Genomic DNA, 15,988 nt, shown 5'->3' on the forward strand with positions numbered 1-15,988 from the left:
CTCCAAAGTAAACTATCGATATGAAAAACGAACTGATTCGCTATCGGGTACAACTGGCCGATCCCGCTGGCCATCGCTATGCAATCCGGCTCACCATCCCGCAGCCGGATCCTGCCGGCCAGGCAATCAGTTTGCCTGCGTGGATTCCCGGCAGCTATCTGATACGTGATTTTGCCCGACAGATCGAAACTTTGCATGTGCGCAATGCACAAGGCCGGGTGGCTGTGCACAAAACAGATAACCACACCTGGCAGTGTGCACCGTCACGGTCAGCCCTCACAATCGACTATACCGTCTATGCATGGGATCTCTCGGTGCGCGGGGCCCATTTTGATGAAAGTCATGCGTTTTTTAACGGCTGCAGTATCTTCCTGGCCGTGCATGGTCAGGAATCACAGCCCTGCCTGATGGAGCTTTGCGCACCACAGCACACATCCAACTGGCAGGTATACACCAGCATGCCAAGTGCCGCTGGCCAGCCCGATGCCGCCCCCCTGCGCGGCTTTGGCTGCTACTACGCACCCAACTACGATGCCCTGATCGATCATCCCGTAGAAATCGGCACACCGCAATGCATCAGCTTCGAGGCGCATGGCGCCACCCACGACCTGGTCTTTACTGGAGTCGCACCACAACTGGATCTTGATCGCATCGCAACTGACGCCCGCAAAATCTGCGAAGCGCAAATCGCCCTGTTTGAGCCCAAGGCCAAGCAGGCACCGTTTTTGGACAGCGCCGAGCGCTACGTGTTTCTGACCACTATTCTGGGCGATGGATACGGTGGGCTCGAGCATCGCGCCTCAACGGCGCTGATGACCGCCCGCCAAGATTTGCCCATGCGTCACTGCCCTGTACCCGAGGGTTACACACGATTTTTAGGGCTAGTCAGCCACGAATATTTTCACACCTGGAACGTCAAGCGCATCAAGCCCGCAGCGTTTGCGCCCTATCAGCTAAACCAGCCCAACCTCACCCGCCTGCTATGGGTATTTGAGGGGTTTACTTCGTACTACGACGATCTCATGCTGCTGCGCGCCGGAGTCATCAACGAGCCCGCCTATCTGAAGCTGCTAGCGGGCACGCTAGACCACGTACAACGCAGCGGCGGCCGGTTGAAGCAGTCGGTGGCTGACAGCTCTTTTGATACCTGGACGCGCTACTACAAGCAAGACGAGAACTCACCCAACGCACTGGTCAGCTACTACACCAAGGGCGCACTCATTGCCCTGGCTCTGGATCTCGAAATCCGCGAGCAATCCGCTCAGCGCCACAGCCTGGATGATGTCATGCGCCTGCTTTGGGTGACATACGGCCGGGATTTTTTTCAGGGTCAACCAAATGGCGTTGCAGAAGGCGCCTTGCCCAACGTCATTCGGCAAGCCACCGGCCTGGATCTTGGCCGCTGGATCAAGCGCTACACAGAAACCTGCGACGACCTCCCGCTTAAGCCTACCCTTGCACGCAATGGGATCCAGCTCACCAAAGAAGCCGAAAATCCACGGCCCTCGCTGGATTTTCGTACCCAGGCAGACCCGGCAGGCCTAAAAATCGCCACAGTGTACGAGCACGGCGCAGCCCATCAGGCCGGCCTCTCTGCCGGCGACCTCCTGCTGGCCCTGGATGGTTTGCGTGTTCGCAACACAGCCGACCTGGATCACCTCCTGGACACTCATCAGGCTGGAGATACGGTTGAGTTGCACGTGTTTCGACGCGATGAACTGCGCCAGTACCAGGCACGGCTGGCACCGCCACCTGCACTTAAGCACGTACTGACGCGTCAAGCCCCTGACAACAGGAAACCCTCATGACACTTGCGGCTCCCACCCCCATTGCGGCCTCCAGAACGCGTCGCATCATCCTCGACGACCTGCGTGTGTCGGCATCCATCGGCATGCTCGATCACGAACGCACGGCCTGCCAGCCTTTGCATATCCATGCCGAGTTCGACACAGACGCCTCGGGCCCTGTGGACGACACTAATCTGGACAGCGTGCTGGACTATCGTTTACTGCGCGATGCACTGGTTCACGAAACCACCCGGCAGCACACCGATTTGCTGGAAACCCTGGTTGATCGCACCCTGAATCGCATCCTGCAGGATTTCCCAACCGTACTGAAGGCACGGATACGCATCTGCAAACCTCTGGCCTTCGAAGACTGTGCGGCCGTATGCATCGAGCAAACCCGCGCACGTCAGGCTATCAATCTTTGATCAGGCCCAGTACATGGCACCAATGTCATGCGCAAAGATCGGATAGTTCATGGGCACGCCTTTTAGGCCCTTGCGCACCACAGTACTGATGCTGGGCGTGAAAATCCAGGCATTGACGGCGTCTTCAGCCAGATAGCGCTGAATCTGCCGAAACAGCTGGCCGCGCTCACGCGGGTTGGCGGTGGCCCCGTGACGGGCCACCAGCGCCCTGTAGCCTGCATCGTCGTAGCCAAAATAAAAATTTGGCCGAGTGTAGATTACGTAATCAAGGGGCTCGACATGCAAGATCAGTGACAGATCAAAATCACCCTGAAACACCGTGGACATCCATTGGTTCCACGACATCCGCACAAGCTCTGTGCGAATACCCACGGCAGCCAGATATGCCACTATCACCGGGCCGCCCAACAAGGCATAGGGGGTGGGTGGCAAGGCCAGCGTGAGGGTTAAAGGCAGACGCACACCGGCTTCGCGCAACAGCAGTTTGGCCTGGTCGGGGTTATACGGAAACAGGCCGGTGAGCCGGATGTAATCCGGATCTGTGGGTACAAAGTGGCTGCCAATGGCATGCGCCCGCCGATGCAACACATCCCGGATGAAGGCCTCACGATCAATCGAATGCATAATGGCCCGGCGCACGCGAACATCGTGCAACGGCCCTCGGCGATTGTTGATGGCTACCATCCCCTTGCCAGACGAGCCTCCCACCAACACTTCGTATTGCCGGCTCTCCAACAGGCGATCCACGCTGCTGGTGGCGGCGCCAAACAGCACATCAATCCGCTGATCCAACACCGCCTGTACCTGCTTTTCAGGATCTGGTATGAACTGGAATTGAACGGTGGGAATCTGGATCCGGCCAGCCTCGCGGTAGCCCGACCACCGCATCAGTTGCAAGCTGTCGGCAGTTTGCCATCCGGCAAACAGATAGGGGCCGGTGCCCACAGGTTGATAAGCAAGCTGATCGGAAGTGGACGGATGCACAATCACCGCAGGAGACTGCCCAAGCCGGAAAGGCAGCAGGGGGTCAGGGCGCTTCAGCACCAGGCGGACAGTTTGCTCGTCCAGGGTCTGGATCTCCTGGATATTGCGAAACGTCTCCATAAGACTGTTTGCCGCCCCCAGTTGCTGGGCACGTCGCAGACTGGTGGCCACCACCTGAGCATTAAACCGCGCACCATCATGAAATACCACATCGTCGCGCAGCAGGAACTGATAGCGCAACTGATCCAGGGACACATCCCAGCGGCTGGCCAGCAAAGGCGCCACCTGGCCGTTCTCGCGGATACAGGTGAGACCTTCGAGAATATTGCCATGAACAACCTCGCCCACCACTGCGGCAGACGATGAGGTGGGATCCAGACTGTCTGGCCGCAGCGACAGGCCAAGCTTAAGTGACGGAGAAGCCTGCCCCCATGCAGGTCGGCCCAGCGCCGCTGTGGCCGCGCAGGCCCAGGGCAAAGACAGCATTGCCCGGCGGGAAATCACCCTGCAACCCCAGATACGACACAGAAAACGACACGCAGCATTTGGCAACCAAACTGTGGCTTCTTGACACTCAGCGTAACTCTGGATTCAGTCATACCGAATACTTCCTGTAATATCCAGACATTATTACTCAAGTAGTGACCAGGAAGGAACAACGGCTTTACTTGATGCCGTCAATACCAACATGGCGCAACATCCATTTCTGTCCCGCAGAACCATCCCCGCGCTGATCGTTATTTTGGCAGCAGGTGTGTTGATGATCCTGGGTGGCATTATGGCCTACCAAGACAATCAGACACGTCACCAGCACATGATTGCCAACGAACTGCAATTGGTCAACCAATTACAGATTCAGGGGATAGAAGCCTGGCGGCAAGCAAGAATGGTTGATGCCAACGCCATTATGATGGATCCTCTGTTCAGTGATGCCGTGGCCCAGTGGCGGCTGGACAGCCAGAACCCGTCCGTGGATGCCAGCGAATTACAAGCAAACATACAGGACAAGCTGCGCTTTTTGTCAGAGCAGGCAGGCTACTCAGAAGCTTATCTATTATCCCCATCGGGCGATATGCTGCTGACCGCCGGCCAGCGCAGCTACCCCCCACTCCCCCCCGTCGGCCAGCAGGCCCTGCGTCAAGCTATCCAGGAGGCCCGGCCGATTGCCATCAATCCGCAAACGGGCCCAGCCTTTGCTTACCCCTGGTTCGGTATGATTGCCCCGGTGTATAAAAACAACGCCATCGTTGCTGCTGTCTGGATGGTGATGGATGTACGCAATTCATTGTTTCCGCTACTCGAAACCTGGCCCTCGCCCAGCAACACCGCCGAATCCACACTGGTGATGCAGGATCACGACAGTGCGCGGATTCTCAGCCCCTTGCGCCACCAGCCACAAGCAAAGCTCAATTTCAAAATTTCCCAGGCACTCGTTCAATCACCCATGGTGCAAGCCATCCATGGCATGCGGGGCCTGTTTACCGGCATCGATTACCGACAGCACTCGGTACTGGCCGTTGCTGCTCCGGTGGCAGAATCTCCCTGGTATCTGATCTCAAAAATCGATACTGAAGAAGCCTGGGATGCCCGCTGGCGAGGCACCTGGCACATCGCAGTGCCGATTATCGGCGGCTTGCTGTGCATTTTGCTGGCCCTGGGCTACACGCAGCACCAGGCCTGGCGATACGAGCGACGCCTGAAAGCCCTGCTCGAGCAACAAGTGCGCCACGACACCCTCACCCAATTGGCCAACCGGCTGGCACTGGACGAGCGTTTCGAACAAAACTGGCGCCAGACGGTATACCAGCGCCAACCGTTGTCTGTCCTCATGGTGGACGTAGACCATTTCAAGGCCTACAACGATTACTTCGGCCACATCGCAGGCGACCAATGCCTCAAGCAGGTGGCGGGTATCCTCACATCGGTTGTCAGGCGCAGCACCGACATGGTGTCGCGCTACGGGGGCGAAGAATTCGTTATCCTGCTACCCGATACTTCGCTGGCTGAAGCAAACATCCTGGCGCAAGATATCTGCCAGACTGTCTTTGATGCGGCCATCCCCCATCCGTTTTCTCAGCACGACAAACGGGTAACCGTCAGTATCGGAATTGCTTGCCTGACACCCGAAGAACGTCCCGCCAAGCGCAATGCAAACGATATGCGCAAGGCCTTGCTAGAGCGGGCTGATGCTGCGCTATATGCAGCCAAAAGTGCAGGGCGTAATCAAGCGCAATAATCTGCCAAAAAATTACCTAAAAATTACCTAAAAATTTAGGTAAACCCGCATTGACACGTGCTTTACCGCAGCGCCACACTGATTGCGTCTTGCGGAAACCGGCACGCTTTCCCAGGCATCAGCAGCAGTTGTTCACTCGAAACACTCGCTGCGCCGCCCTCTTGGCGACGCACGTCCAACTGACGTACCAGAGGAGGATTCACATGGATAACAATCACAGCAACCGCGGCACAATAGATCGCCGCACGATGCTGAAAGCCACCGGCGTCGCCGGCCTGGCGGCACTTGCCGCCCCCCCCATCATCCACGCGCAAGGCGAGCAACCCGTCAAGCTGGGTGTCGACAACCCCCTGACGGGCACCTACGCCATTACCGGCCGCAACGAGCTTCACGGCATGGAGCTTGCCGTCCAGGAGATCAACGCCAAAGGTGGCATCCTGGGGCGCCCCGCCGAGCTGGTCGTCGAAGACTCCACCAGTGGTGATGCAGGTGTTGCCGTGCAAAAAGCACGCAAGCTCATCGACAAAGACAAGGTCGATTTTCTGGTTGGCAACGTCAACTCCGGCCTCACCATGGCCATGTCAGCAGTTGCCTACGAAAAAGGCGTTTTCATGATGGATCCGGGCGGGCACGCCGACCCCATCACCGGCAGCGAATGTCACTGGAACGTCTATCAGGTCGACCCCTCCACCACCTTGCTGGTCAATGCCATCGCGCCATCCTTGGTCAAGCGTTTCGGCAAAAAGTTCTACTTCTTGGTTCCCGATTACGCCTTTGGTCACGGGCTGCTGTCGGCCTACAAAAAGAACCTCGAGAAGCTCGGGGCCACCAACCTGGGTGCCGACCTCATCCCGCTGGGCACCACCGAGTACTCCTCTTATCTGATCAAAGCGCAGGCAGCCAATCCAGACGTCATCGTCATTTTGCAAAATGGCGAGGATCAAACCAATGTGCTCAAGCAAACCGTGCAATTTGGTCTGCACGAACGCTTCCAGATCGCCGGCGCCAACATCGAGCTTGAAACCCTCGAAGCCTTGCCACCCGCCTCGCGCATCGGCAACTGGGTCATCGAGTGGTACTGGAACCAACCCGGTGTTCCGCACGTCAAAGAGTTCACCGACGCCATCATCAAGAAAACTGGCCGGGTTCCCACTGCGCGTACCTGGTTTGGCCACACGGCCATTCACGCCTGCGCACTAGCAGCCAATACAGCCAAATCGCTCAATGCCGTCAAAATGGCCCGGGCGCTCAACGGGCTTACGCTTCCGCCCGAAGTGGCCTTGCAACCACACCCGGCAACCTTCCGCGCCGACCAACACCTGCTGATTGGCACCCTGTGGGCCGGGCATGCACAAGCCCAAGGAGACGCAGGCAAAGACGATCTCTTCAAGGTCGACGAAGTCATCGAGAGCAAAACGATTGCACCAACGGTTGAAGAAACCGGGTGCAAGATGACCTGGCCAGACTGACACCGGCCATGCACCCATGCCCGGACATCTCCCCAAATACATTCAGTGCCAGGGGCCGTCCGGGCGTCTTCCACAGATCACATGACACCCGGGTCTAAACCTACCCGACAGGGGGCTATCTTGCTCAACGGAGGCACCTCGTGACCCAACTGGTCCTGTTCAATATATTTAACGGGCTTGTCATCGGCGCGTTTTACGCCCTGATGGCCCTTGGTCTGTCCCTGATCATCAACCTGACCAACGTCATCAACTTTGCGCATGGCGGGTTTCTGGCACTGGGCGCCTACATCGCCTACACCCTGCAGCCGTATCTTGGTTTTTGGGGCGCGCTCATCGTCTCCCCTTTCCTCACGGCAATTTTCGGCATTGTCGTAGAGCGCATCCTGATCAGGCCCCTGTACAAGCGCGACCCGCTTTACAGCCTGCTGCTCACGTTTGGCCTGGCCTTTGTGCTGCAGGATTCCATCCGTTATATCTGGGGCGCTCAGGGCCTGCCTTTCCAGGTGCCCGAGATCCTGCGCTCGCCGCTTAGCCCCACGCTGTTCTTTCTCACCGGCTATCGCGTGTTCATGGTGGCGCTGGTTGCCATCACCGTTGCCGTACTGTTCGTCATTCTCAAAAAAACCCGCCTGGGGATGCGCATCCGGGCAGGCACGCTCGATCTCGAAATGGTCTCCGCGCTGGGGGTCGATGTGCGCATCCTGCGCAACCTCAACTTTGGTCTGGGCATTTTCTTTGCCGGCTTTGCGGGGGTGTTGGCCGCAGGCATGTTGGGTCTTACACCAACCATTGGCGATCAGCTGATTATGCCCAGCTTCGTGGCAGTGATCGTGGGTGGCCTGGGCAGTCTCGTAGGTACCCTATTTGGCGGCTTGCTGATCGGCATCGCCGCCGGTGTGGTTACCGTGTTCTACCCGTCCGCATCCGAGGCAACTATCTACGTCATGATGGCATTGGTGCTCTTGATTCGGCCGCACGGCCTGTTTGGTGAAGAAGGTGGGACCAAATTGTGAATAATATCTTCGGCAAATCACTCAGCCTGATCATCGTCTGGGTCATCCTGCTTACCCTGCCCAGCTGGATTGGCAACATTGGCGGCTACACCGATCTGGCCTCCCGGGTACTGATCATCGGGTTGGCAGCCATGGCCACCAACCTGCTGGTGGGGCATTCCGGGGTGATGGCCTTTGGCCACGCAGCCTACTTTGGCCTCAGCGCCTACGGCACAGGGCTATTCATCAAATACCTGATGCCTAGCACCCCTATTGGCTTTCTTGTGGGTGTATTAACTGGGGCGATTGGCGGTGCAATCATCGGCTACCTTCTGGCCAAATTACGCGGCATCTACTTCGCCTTGGCCACTATCGCCTTTGGCCAAGTGTTTTACTTCATCGCCTTTCGCTGGAACACCGTCACTGGCGGCGATAACGGCCTTACCTTTCATCGCCAACCCATTGATCTCGGCTTCATGCAGCTGGATATCTCCTCGAGCCTGGTGTTTTATTACACCGCGCTTTGCGTATTTGCCGTGTGTGCAGCGCTGATGGCCATTCTCCTGCGATCGCCGTTTGGTCACACCTTGCAGGCCATGCGCGAAAACGAGCGCAGGGCCCGGTTTTTGGGTATCCCGGTTAATCGCCACCTGTGGCTGGCCTACACCCTGTCGTGCGTATTTGTGGCGGCGGCGGGTTCGATGTACGGGATGCTCAACAACTTCGTCAGCCCCCACAACCTGCACTGGACGCAATCAGGCGACTTCGTTCTCATGGCCGTCATTGGGGGCATGCGCTCCTTTTGGGGGCCGCTATTGGGCGCCGCCATCTTTGTCATTGCACAGGATTACCTGTCCAGCTGGACTGACAGCTGGATGTTCTTCATCGGCCTGATCTTCGTGCTGGTCGTGCTATTCCTCCCCCGCGGTATCGTCGGGCTGTTGCAGAGAAAAACATCATGAGCTTGCTAGAAGTCCACAATGTCACTCAACGCTTCGGCGAACTGGCGGCCGTCAACCAGGTCTCTCTCAATGTCGAAGAAGGTGAACTTCACGCCATCATTGGCCCCAACGGGGCGGGCAAGACCACCTTCTTCAACATGATCAGCGGCTTTTACCGGCCAACCAGCGGCCGCATTCTTTTTGCCGGCCAGGATGTCACCGATGTGCCGCCGCACAGCCGGGTACACCTTGGCATGGCCCGCACTTTCCAGATCACTGAAGTCTTCCCCGAACTCAGCGTCCGGGACAATCTGCGTATCGCCGTCGAGGTTACCGAGGGATTACGCATGACCCTGCACAACACCCGCGCGCAAGTCGCCAAGACGCAAGAGCTGGTCGATGAGCTCATGGAAACAGGGGGCCTCACCGAAAACGCCGAGCGCAATGTGGGCGAGCTCTCGCACGGAGACCAGCGCTCTACCGAAATCATGATGGCGCTGGCCCTCAAGCCTAAGCTGTTGCTGCTCGACGAACCCGCAGCCGGCATGGGCAACAAAGAAACCTTCGACACGGCGGTTCTCATCCGCAGGCTGCATCGCACACAAAAACTCACCATCGTGCTCGTCGAGCACGACATGCGGGTGATTTTCAATCTGGCAGACCGCATCACGGTGCTGACCGAAGGCCAGGTACTGGAAGTTGGTACACCCGACGAGATCGCCAACAGCGAGAAAGTTCAGGTGGCCTATTTGGGGGAAAAACGTGAAGGCGCTTGAAATCCAACAACTGCACACCTTCTACGGTAAAAGCCACATCCTGCATGGCATCGATCTGCACGTCGAAGAAGGCGAGCTGGTTACCCTGCTAGGCCGAAACGGCGCAGGCAAATCCACCACGCTACGCAGCATCATGGGCATGACACCCGCACACGACGGCCATATCCATGTATTTGGCACCGAATCCACCCGCCTTGCATCTTTTCGGATCGCACAAATGGGGGTGGGCCTGGTGCCCGAAGGCCGGCGCGTGTTTGCCAACCTCACCGTCGACGAAAACCTCAAGGTGCCAGTAGATCGTCCAGGCCACTGGACCATCCCTCGCATTTACGAGCTTTTTCCCAGGCTCGAAGAGCGCAAACGCCATAAAGGCAAGCAGCTATCCGGAGGCGAGCAGGAAATGCTGTCCATTGCCCGCGTATTACTGCTTAACCCCAGGCTGCTGTTGCTGGACGAGCCTTCTCAAGGCCTGGCGCCGCTGATTGTCAAAAACGTGTTCGATGTCATCGTGGCAGCGCGCAATGCCGGCACCTCAGTGCTGCTGATCGAGCAAAACGTCCGCGCAGCCATCGAAGTAGCCGACCGTGCCTATGTGCTGGATCGCGGCCAGATCACCCACGAGGGATCCGCCTCCGAATTTGGTGCCGACGAAGAACGTGTGCAAGAATTGGCTGGCGCCAGCGCCCAGAAATGGGAGTTTCCAGACGACTGATCAGCTACCAACCAACATTCCCGAGCCAAACCACCATGAGCAACCCATTGCCGGATACCGAGGCAGAATCCTGCGAAAGCCGACCCACGCCTCAGGCTGCCATCCAAAGCTGGCCCGCCCGGGAGGCCGACCTGGGCGCTGGGCTGAAAGTATCCCGTGTCCTACCGCTACACCAGCATCGCATGGTGGGCCCCTGGTGTTTTCTGGACAGCTTTGGGCCTTTGTCGTTTACCGACGGCAAAGCCATGGACATCGCACCACACCCGCACATCGGCCTGCAAACCGTCTCCTGGCTGTTCTCCGGAGAAATCCTGCACAACGACAGCCTGGGTTCTGAAAGCCTTGTGCGCCAGGGCCAGCTTAATTTGATGACGGCCGGGCGCGGTATTTCACACACTGAGCAAACCCCGTCTACACATTCAGGCCAATTGCACGGCTTACAGCTATGGGTGGCGCTGCCTGACGCGCACCGTCAGTGCGAGCCACACTTCGACCACTACACTGATTTACCGGTACTGGAGCCCGGCGGCGGGCGCATCCACGTATTTACGGGCCAACTGGCTGACGCGGATGCCAACACCCGGACGTACTCTCCCATGGTGGGGGCCGAGCTGAACATTAGTGCTCACAGCACCCTGCAAGTGCCCCTTAACCCCGCATGGGAGCATGCCCTGGTGGTGATCTCCGGCGAGATCTCCCTTGAAGGCCAAAGCCTGGCCCCTGGGTTCCTGCACTATCTAGGCACGCAGCGCCACGGGCTGGAGCTGGTTTGCCGCACGGCCACTCGCGCAGTTCTGATAGGCGGCGCCCCCTTTGGCGAGACGATCATGATCTGGTGGAATTTCGTGGGCCGCACCCTGGACGACATCCGCCAGGCGCGCACCGACTGGGAAAACCACCAACGTTTTGGTGAGGTAGCTGCGTACCATGGGCAACGGCTACCCGCGCCAGAGCTGGTGGGGCGGCCGATTGCACGGTAAACACACAAGAAGGCCGCTATTATCGGTTTCCGTACAGGCGCAATGCATTCCCTTCAAGGCGCGCAGGCAAATCGCCTTCGGCATCAAACGGCCGGCACCAGTCTGTGTAGCTTAAGTAGTTTTCGTTCTGCGTCCACGGCCAATCGCTTCCCCACAACAAGCGCTCTGGCCCCCAATGCTGCAAGAAGTGCCGCCAGGCAGCATATACATCGATACCGGGGCACCGATAGGGTGCAGAGATTTTGACGTACCAATCTTTGCCTTCTCCTGAGTTCAGCAAGGTTTGAAACTCATTTGATTGCAAACCGCCGCGACCAACGTTGGGCCTGCCGAAATGGTCGATAACCAGCGTCTTTGCCAAAGGCGCGACCAGGGCCAGCACCTGCGGCAACCGGGCCCCATCATCATGCAGCTCGATGTGCAAGCCGTGCTCGGCACACCGTGCAACCAAGGACAGCGTTTCTGCGTTCAGTACCTGTGAAAGCTCACGTCCAAGCAGATTAAGACGAATACCACGGATCCCCTGCTGGGCAAGCTGTTCTATTTCATCCTCTGACACGCCTGGATCAAGCACGGCAACGCCCGCAATCAGGGCGGGATAGCGCAGCAACTGATCCAGCAGAAATTGATTATCCGTGCCTAAAAACGACGGCTGCACGATGACGAATCGATCAACACTCGTGCCAGTGGCGCAAAGCAATAACTGATCCAGCGATGCGTCATAGGCAGGATCGTGGCGAATCCCTTGGGCTCTTGGTAGACCACGATGGAATAAGTGGATGTGTGTATCAATCGACATGAGCGTAAGACCCGTGAACAGGGGTTTTCCATTATAGTCCTATAGAGGACTAGAGAACTATACTAATCTCATGGATACCATACCTGCCGGCCGATCGGACCAACGCCTTCCGATATATCAGCGTCTTAAAGATACCTTCGTCCACCGCATCACTCAGGGCGAGTGGACACCCGCGCACCCGATTCCCTCAGAAACACAGCTGTCTGCAGACTTCGGCGTATCCGTGGGCACAGTACGGCGCGCCATCGAAGACATGGTGCAAGAGGGCTTTCTCCTGCGCACACAGGGCAAGGGCACCTATGTGCGCCGCGCTGATTTCGGCAATGCATTGATGCGCTTCTTCAGGTATACAGACACCACCGGCACGCCGCTGCGCCCACGCAGCAAAATGCTCAGCGTTACGCCGGCACCCGCACAAGCCAGCATCAACAAGAGGCTGCAAATCGAGCCCTCGGCGCCGCTATTGCAATTACTGCGTCTGCGTCTGATCGCCGACACCCCGATGCTGCACGAGGAAATCTTCGTCAGTCGCGCGGCATTTGCTCCACTGCTGTCGATTCCCCTGGCCGATTTTGGCGACCTGCTGTACCCGCTATATGAAACCGCCTGTGGCCACCGCGTGTTTCGGGCCACTGAAACCCTGCGCTTCGAACATGCCCCAGACACCATTGCCCAACATTTGGGCGTCGCGCCCGGAGAGCCCATTGCGGTCATCGAGCGTCTGGCAATCGGCCTGGATGGCCACCCCCTGGAATGGCGCCGATCGGTCGGGCTGGCGCGCCAATTTACCTATTCCATCGAACTTCAATAATTGGCTGCAAGTCCAGCCAATGCCCACCCCCAACACCTCGACGAGGGAGACATTGATGAAATCCATTCTTAAAGTAAGTATTGCCGCAGTGGCCCTGGGCCTATCGTTTTCCGTAGCAGCAGAATACCCGGATCGTTCCATCACCATGATTGTCCCGGCAGCACCCGGCGGCGGCACCGATACCTTTGGCCGAAAAATCGCCGATCTGACAGAAAAAATCCTGAACCAGCAAATCACCGTTGAGAACCGGGGCGGCGGTAGCGGCACGGTTGGTATGGCCAATATCATCACGGCCAAACCCGATGGCTATACGATCGGGTTTGTGTGGAACAGCCCACTGACAACATTGCCTCACAGCCTTAATGTTCCCTATAGCAAAGACGACTACTCACTGTTGATGTCGATCGGCTACTCGGCCTACACAATTTGCGCGCACCCCGATTTTCCAGCCAACAATGGCGCCGAGCTGCTGGCCGAGCTCAAAAAACACCCGGGCAAATACACCCTGGGTAACGACGGCGCAGGCGGCACTATGCAGTTCGCAGCCGAGCGCATCTTCACAAAGGCCGGCGTCAAGGTACGGCCGGTGCCATTTAAAGGTGCCGGTGAAACCGCCAAGAACTTCCTTGGTGGCCACGTCGATCTCTACGGCGGCTCTATCCCGCCCATCGAACAACACGTCAAGGCGGGCAAGGCCAAGTGCCTGCTGATGACATCAGCCGACCGCAACAGTGCCTTGCCAGATGCTTCAAGCCTAAAGGATATCGGGATGGCTGACGAAGAAACCGTGCTCTGGTGGGGGCTTGTTGTTCCAGCCAAAACGCCTGCAAGCATCCAAAAGAAACTCGAGGATGCTTTCCTGAAGGCTGACGCGCTGCCCGAAATGAAAACCACCATGAACAACTACGGTGCCGTGGTGCGGCCGCTGGATGCTGCACAAACCAAGAAAGTCTTCGACACCGAATACGCCGCGCTGGGCCAAGTCGCAAAAGCAATCGGCTTGTCCAAGAAAGACAAGTAACAAGGTAGCCAGAGGGTAACCCTCTGATCAAGGCCACCGCAACACAAAGCCACGGACGCTCATCATGAAAATTCAACAGCACATCGGAGATGCTATCGTCGGTCTGGTTCTTTGCATCTCAGGGCTAGTCTGGCTGCAAATGTCCTGGGCGCTGGGCCTGGGCACAGTGCGCGAACCCGGCCCAGGCTTCTTCCCTGCTGCCGTTGCCATTGGTCTGGCGGTGGGCGGATTAGGCTGCACCTTGCGGGCCTTGCGCCATCCCGATAGCGAGGGTGCAAGACCTTGGATGGAAGCACCGGCCGCCAAGGCGGTTGCCCTGATTGTCTTGCTTTGCGTGCTGTTGGCCGTGGCGGGCTTCATACCCTGCGCCCTGGTCTTTCTATTTGCCATGATGCGCTGGGTGGGTGGCGTCAAAACCATCCGCGCAGCCACAGTATCTGTTCTGGCCACCATTGCTTTCTGGTTGGTTTTTGACCGCCTGCTGTCCGTCCAACTGCCAATCGGGATCTTCTGATGAACGCGTTTGAACAACTCATCGGCGGGTTCGCCACTGCGCTTAGCCTGCAAAACATATTTCTCTGTTTTGTGGGTGTTTTTTGGGGTACAGCGGTTGGGGTGCTGCCGGGGCTGGGGCCGATGGCTGGCATGGCGTTGTTGCTGCCCCTCACCTTCTCAATGGATCCCACAGGCGGCATCATCATGCTCACCGGTATTTTCTACGGTGCCATGTATGGTGGATCAACCACCTCAATCCTGTTGCGTATCCCAGGTGAAGCCGCCTCCATCGTCACCTGCCTTGATGGCCACGAAATGGCCAAGAAGGGTCGCGCGGGTGCTGCCCTGACAATTGCTGCTGTCGGCAGCTGGGTCGGCGGCACGCTCTCCATCCTTGGGCTCATGGTGCTGGCACCCTACTTGTCGGATCTCATGCTCGCGGTGGGCCCGGCAGCAGAAGCCATCCTGATGCTGGTCGCCTTGCTGATCGTCACCACGGTTTCCAACGGCCCGCCTATCAAGACGTTCACCATGATTGCTCTGGGCCTGGCCATCGGCACCATCGGGCTGGACAGCCAAACGGCGGATGCACGCTTCATGTTTGGCCAGTTGGATCTGGCCAGCGGGATGAGCTTCGTGGCCTTGGCCATTGGTATGTTCGGCATCTCCGAACTACTACTGTCATTAAAAGAAACCATCGACGAGCGCCCCAAAACTCCAGGTTTGCGTGAGCTTATTCCCACCAAAAGCGAGGCACGGGAATCGGTAGGCCCCGCCTTGCGCGGCTCGGGCATCGGCTTTGCGTTGGGGATCATCCCGGGCGTCAGCCATATTGTTTCTACCTTTGTGTCGTATGCGGTAGAAAAAAAGCTTTCAAAGCACCCAGAAGAATTTGGCCACGGCGCAGTGGCGGGCCTGGCCGGCCCCGAGACGGCAAACAATGCCACAACAGGCTCAGCGATGATCCCACTGCTGGTGCTGGGCATTCCGGCCATTCCATCTACAGCAATCCTGTTATCCGCCTTTCAAAACCACGGCATCCAGCCTGGTCCGTTGCTTCTTACCAGCCATCCCGAAATCTTCTGGGGGCTCATTGCCAGCATGTACATCGGCAACGTACTGCTGGTATTGCTTAACTTGCCCATGGTGGGGCTGTTTGTGCGGCTGTTGCGCACACCCATGGCCTATCTAGCGCCAATTGTCGTCTTGCTCTGCGCAATCGGTGTGTTCTCCGAAAAAGCGTCACCGTTCGATCTGTATGTGATGGCGGGTGCAGGGGTCGCAGGCTATCTGTTACGGCGGTTCGGCTACGACATCGCACCAGCCTTGCTGGCCCTGGTATTGGGCGACCGCATGGAATCCGCCTTCCGCAGCGCCCTGACAATTTCCGCGGGTGATTACGGAATCTTTTTTGCCGGGACGGCAGCACGGATATTTCTGGGAATCTTCGCAATAATCGTTGTGGTTACGATCGTGTCCAAGATCTGGGCAGCGCGCCGACTGCGTACCGCAAAGTAGAACACCGGCCGCATCAGCGGCCGGATTAATAGGTGCCTTCCA

General features: G+C 57.8%; 15 protein-coding genes. 13 read left to right on the plus strand and 2 right to left on the minus strand.

The annotated features are described in order from the left end of the window. The first annotated feature begins 14 nt into the window (after positions 1-14). Positions 15-1,808, plus strand: a complete 1,794-nt coding sequence (locus WA928_RS12575; RefSeq protein WP_424304210.1) for a M61 family metallopeptidase — start codon at positions 15-17, stop codon at positions 1,806-1,808. Then, positions 1,805-2,212 carry a dihydroneopterin aldolase gene (locus tag WA928_RS12580; protein ID WP_424304125.1) on the plus strand — a complete coding sequence of 136 codons (408 nt, stop codon included), beginning with the start codon at positions 1,805-1,807 and terminating at the stop codon, positions 2,210-2,212. The genes WA928_RS12575 and WA928_RS12580 overlap by 4 nt, the downstream gene beginning before the upstream one ends. On the opposite strand, the gene WA928_RS12585 is transcribed toward WA928_RS12580, so the two are convergent. Continuing rightward, positions 2,213-3,682: an ABC transporter substrate-binding protein gene (locus tag WA928_RS12585; RefSeq protein WP_424304128.1), complete on the minus strand. Its 1,470-nt coding sequence runs from the start codon at positions 3,680-3,682 to the stop codon at positions 2,213-2,215. 202 nt (positions 3,683-3,884) lie between these two features. On the opposite strand from WA928_RS12585, the gene WA928_RS12590 reads away from it, so the two are divergent. The 7 genes from WA928_RS12590 (at position 3,885) to WA928_RS12620 (ending at position 11,302) form a co-directional block, all read left to right on the plus strand. Continuing rightward, on the plus strand, positions 3,885-5,432 hold the full coding sequence (locus WA928_RS12590; protein ID WP_424304133.1) for a sensor domain-containing diguanylate cyclase: 1,548 nt from the start codon (positions 3,885-3,887) through the stop codon (positions 5,430-5,432). 203 nt (positions 5,433-5,635) lie between these two features. Beyond that, the gene (locus tag WA928_RS12595; RefSeq protein ID WP_424304139.1) at positions 5,636-6,901 is read left to right on the plus strand and encodes an ABC transporter substrate-binding protein; all 1,266 of its coding nucleotides are present in this window, start codon (positions 5,636-5,638) and stop codon (positions 6,899-6,901) included. A 140-nt stretch (positions 6,902-7,041) separates the two neighbouring features. Continuing rightward, the gene (locus WA928_RS12600) at positions 7,042-7,914 is read left to right on the plus strand and encodes a branched-chain amino acid ABC transporter permease (protein ID WP_424304142.1); all 873 of its coding nucleotides are present in this window, start codon (positions 7,042-7,044) and stop codon (positions 7,912-7,914) included. Then, positions 7,911-8,855: a branched-chain amino acid ABC transporter permease gene (locus WA928_RS12605; RefSeq protein WP_424304145.1), complete on the plus strand. Its 945-nt coding sequence runs from the start codon at positions 7,911-7,913 to the stop codon at positions 8,853-8,855. Before WA928_RS12600 ends, WA928_RS12605 begins: the two co-directional genes overlap by 4 nt. Next, the gene (locus tag WA928_RS12610) at positions 8,852-9,610 is read left to right on the plus strand and encodes an ABC transporter ATP-binding protein (RefSeq protein ID WP_424304148.1); all 759 of its coding nucleotides are present in this window, start codon (positions 8,852-8,854) and stop codon (positions 9,608-9,610) included. The genes WA928_RS12605 and WA928_RS12610 overlap by 4 nt, the downstream gene beginning before the upstream one ends. Beyond that, on the plus strand, positions 9,597-10,322 hold the full coding sequence (locus WA928_RS12615) for an ABC transporter ATP-binding protein (protein WP_350383931.1): 726 nt from the start codon (positions 9,597-9,599) through the stop codon (positions 10,320-10,322). The genes WA928_RS12610 and WA928_RS12615 overlap by 14 nt, the downstream gene beginning before the upstream one ends. A gap of 35 nt (positions 10,323-10,357) precedes the next feature. Next, positions 10,358-11,302: a pirin family protein gene (locus WA928_RS12620; protein ID WP_424304152.1), complete on the plus strand. Its 945-nt coding sequence runs from the start codon at positions 10,358-10,360 to the stop codon at positions 11,300-11,302. A gap of 19 nt (positions 11,303-11,321) precedes the next feature. On the opposite strand, the gene WA928_RS12625 is transcribed toward WA928_RS12620, so the two are convergent. Further along, the gene (locus WA928_RS12625) at positions 11,322-12,101 is read right to left on the minus strand and encodes an amidohydrolase family protein (protein WP_424304155.1); all 780 of its coding nucleotides are present in this window, start codon (positions 12,099-12,101) and stop codon (positions 11,322-11,324) included. Between the two features lie 70 nt (positions 12,102-12,171). On the opposite strand from WA928_RS12625, the gene WA928_RS12630 reads away from it, so the two are divergent. From WA928_RS12630 to WA928_RS12645, 4 genes are all read left to right on the plus strand, one after another. Next, positions 12,172-12,912: a GntR family transcriptional regulator gene (locus WA928_RS12630; protein WP_424304158.1), complete on the plus strand. Its 741-nt coding sequence runs from the start codon at positions 12,172-12,174 to the stop codon at positions 12,910-12,912. Positions 12,913-12,967: 55 nt separating this feature from the next. Then, entirely contained in the window at positions 12,968-13,933 is a 966-nt protein-coding gene (locus WA928_RS12635) for a Bug family tripartite tricarboxylate transporter substrate binding protein (RefSeq protein WP_424304161.1), read from the plus strand. Between the two features lie 64 nt (positions 13,934-13,997). After that, positions 13,998-14,447 (plus strand): tripartite tricarboxylate transporter TctB family protein, encoded by a 450-nt coding sequence (locus WA928_RS12640; RefSeq protein ID WP_424304164.1) that lies wholly within the window; start codon positions 13,998-14,000, stop codon positions 14,445-14,447. Next, complete coding sequence (locus tag WA928_RS12645; protein ID WP_424304167.1) at positions 14,447-15,946, plus strand: tripartite tricarboxylate transporter permease; 1,500 nt, start codon at positions 14,447-14,449, stop codon at positions 15,944-15,946. Before WA928_RS12640 ends, WA928_RS12645 begins: the two co-directional genes overlap by 1 nt. Positions 15,947-15,988 lie beyond the last annotated feature (42 nt).

This window comes from Castellaniella sp. (genome assembly GCF_049651205.1).
In the GTDB taxonomy this organism is placed as follows: Bacteria; Pseudomonadota; Gammaproteobacteria; order Burkholderiales; family Burkholderiaceae_B; genus Castellaniella.

Bases quoted from the DNA above. Each gene is read 5' to 3' on its own strand.
- WA928_RS12580 (WP_424304125.1), top strand. From the start codon at position 1,805: ATGACACTTGCGGCTCCCACCCCCATTGCGGCCTCCAGAACGCGTCGC.
- WA928_RS12585 (WP_424304128.1), bottom strand. From the start codon at position 3,682: ATGCTGTCTTTGCCCTGGGCCTGCGCGGCCACAGCGGCGCTGGGCCGA.
- WA928_RS12590 (WP_424304133.1), top strand. From the start codon at position 3,885: ATGGCGCAACATCCATTTCTGTCCCGCAGAACCATCCCCGCGCTGATC.
- WA928_RS12595 (WP_424304139.1), top strand. From the start codon at position 5,636: ATGGATAACAATCACAGCAACCGCGGCACAATAGATCGCCGCACGATG.
- WA928_RS12610 (WP_424304148.1), top strand. From the start codon at position 8,852: ATGAGCTTGCTAGAAGTCCACAATGTCACTCAACGCTTCGGCGAACTG.
- WA928_RS12620 (WP_424304152.1), top strand. From the start codon at position 10,358: ATGAGCAACCCATTGCCGGATACCGAGGCAGAATCCTGCGAAAGCCGA.
- WA928_RS12625 (WP_424304155.1), bottom strand. From the start codon at position 12,101: ATGTCGATTGATACACACATCCACTTATTCCATCGTGGTCTACCAAGA.
- WA928_RS12630 (WP_424304158.1), top strand. From the start codon at position 12,172: ATGGATACCATACCTGCCGGCCGATCGGACCAACGCCTTCCGATATAT.
- WA928_RS12635 (WP_424304161.1), top strand. From the start codon at position 12,968: ATGAAATCCATTCTTAAAGTAAGTATTGCCGCAGTGGCCCTGGGCCTA.
- WA928_RS12640 (WP_424304164.1), top strand. From the start codon at position 13,998: ATGAAAATTCAACAGCACATCGGAGATGCTATCGTCGGTCTGGTTCTT.
- WA928_RS12645 (WP_424304167.1), top strand. From the start codon at position 14,447: ATGAACGCGTTTGAACAACTCATCGGCGGGTTCGCCACTGCGCTTAGC.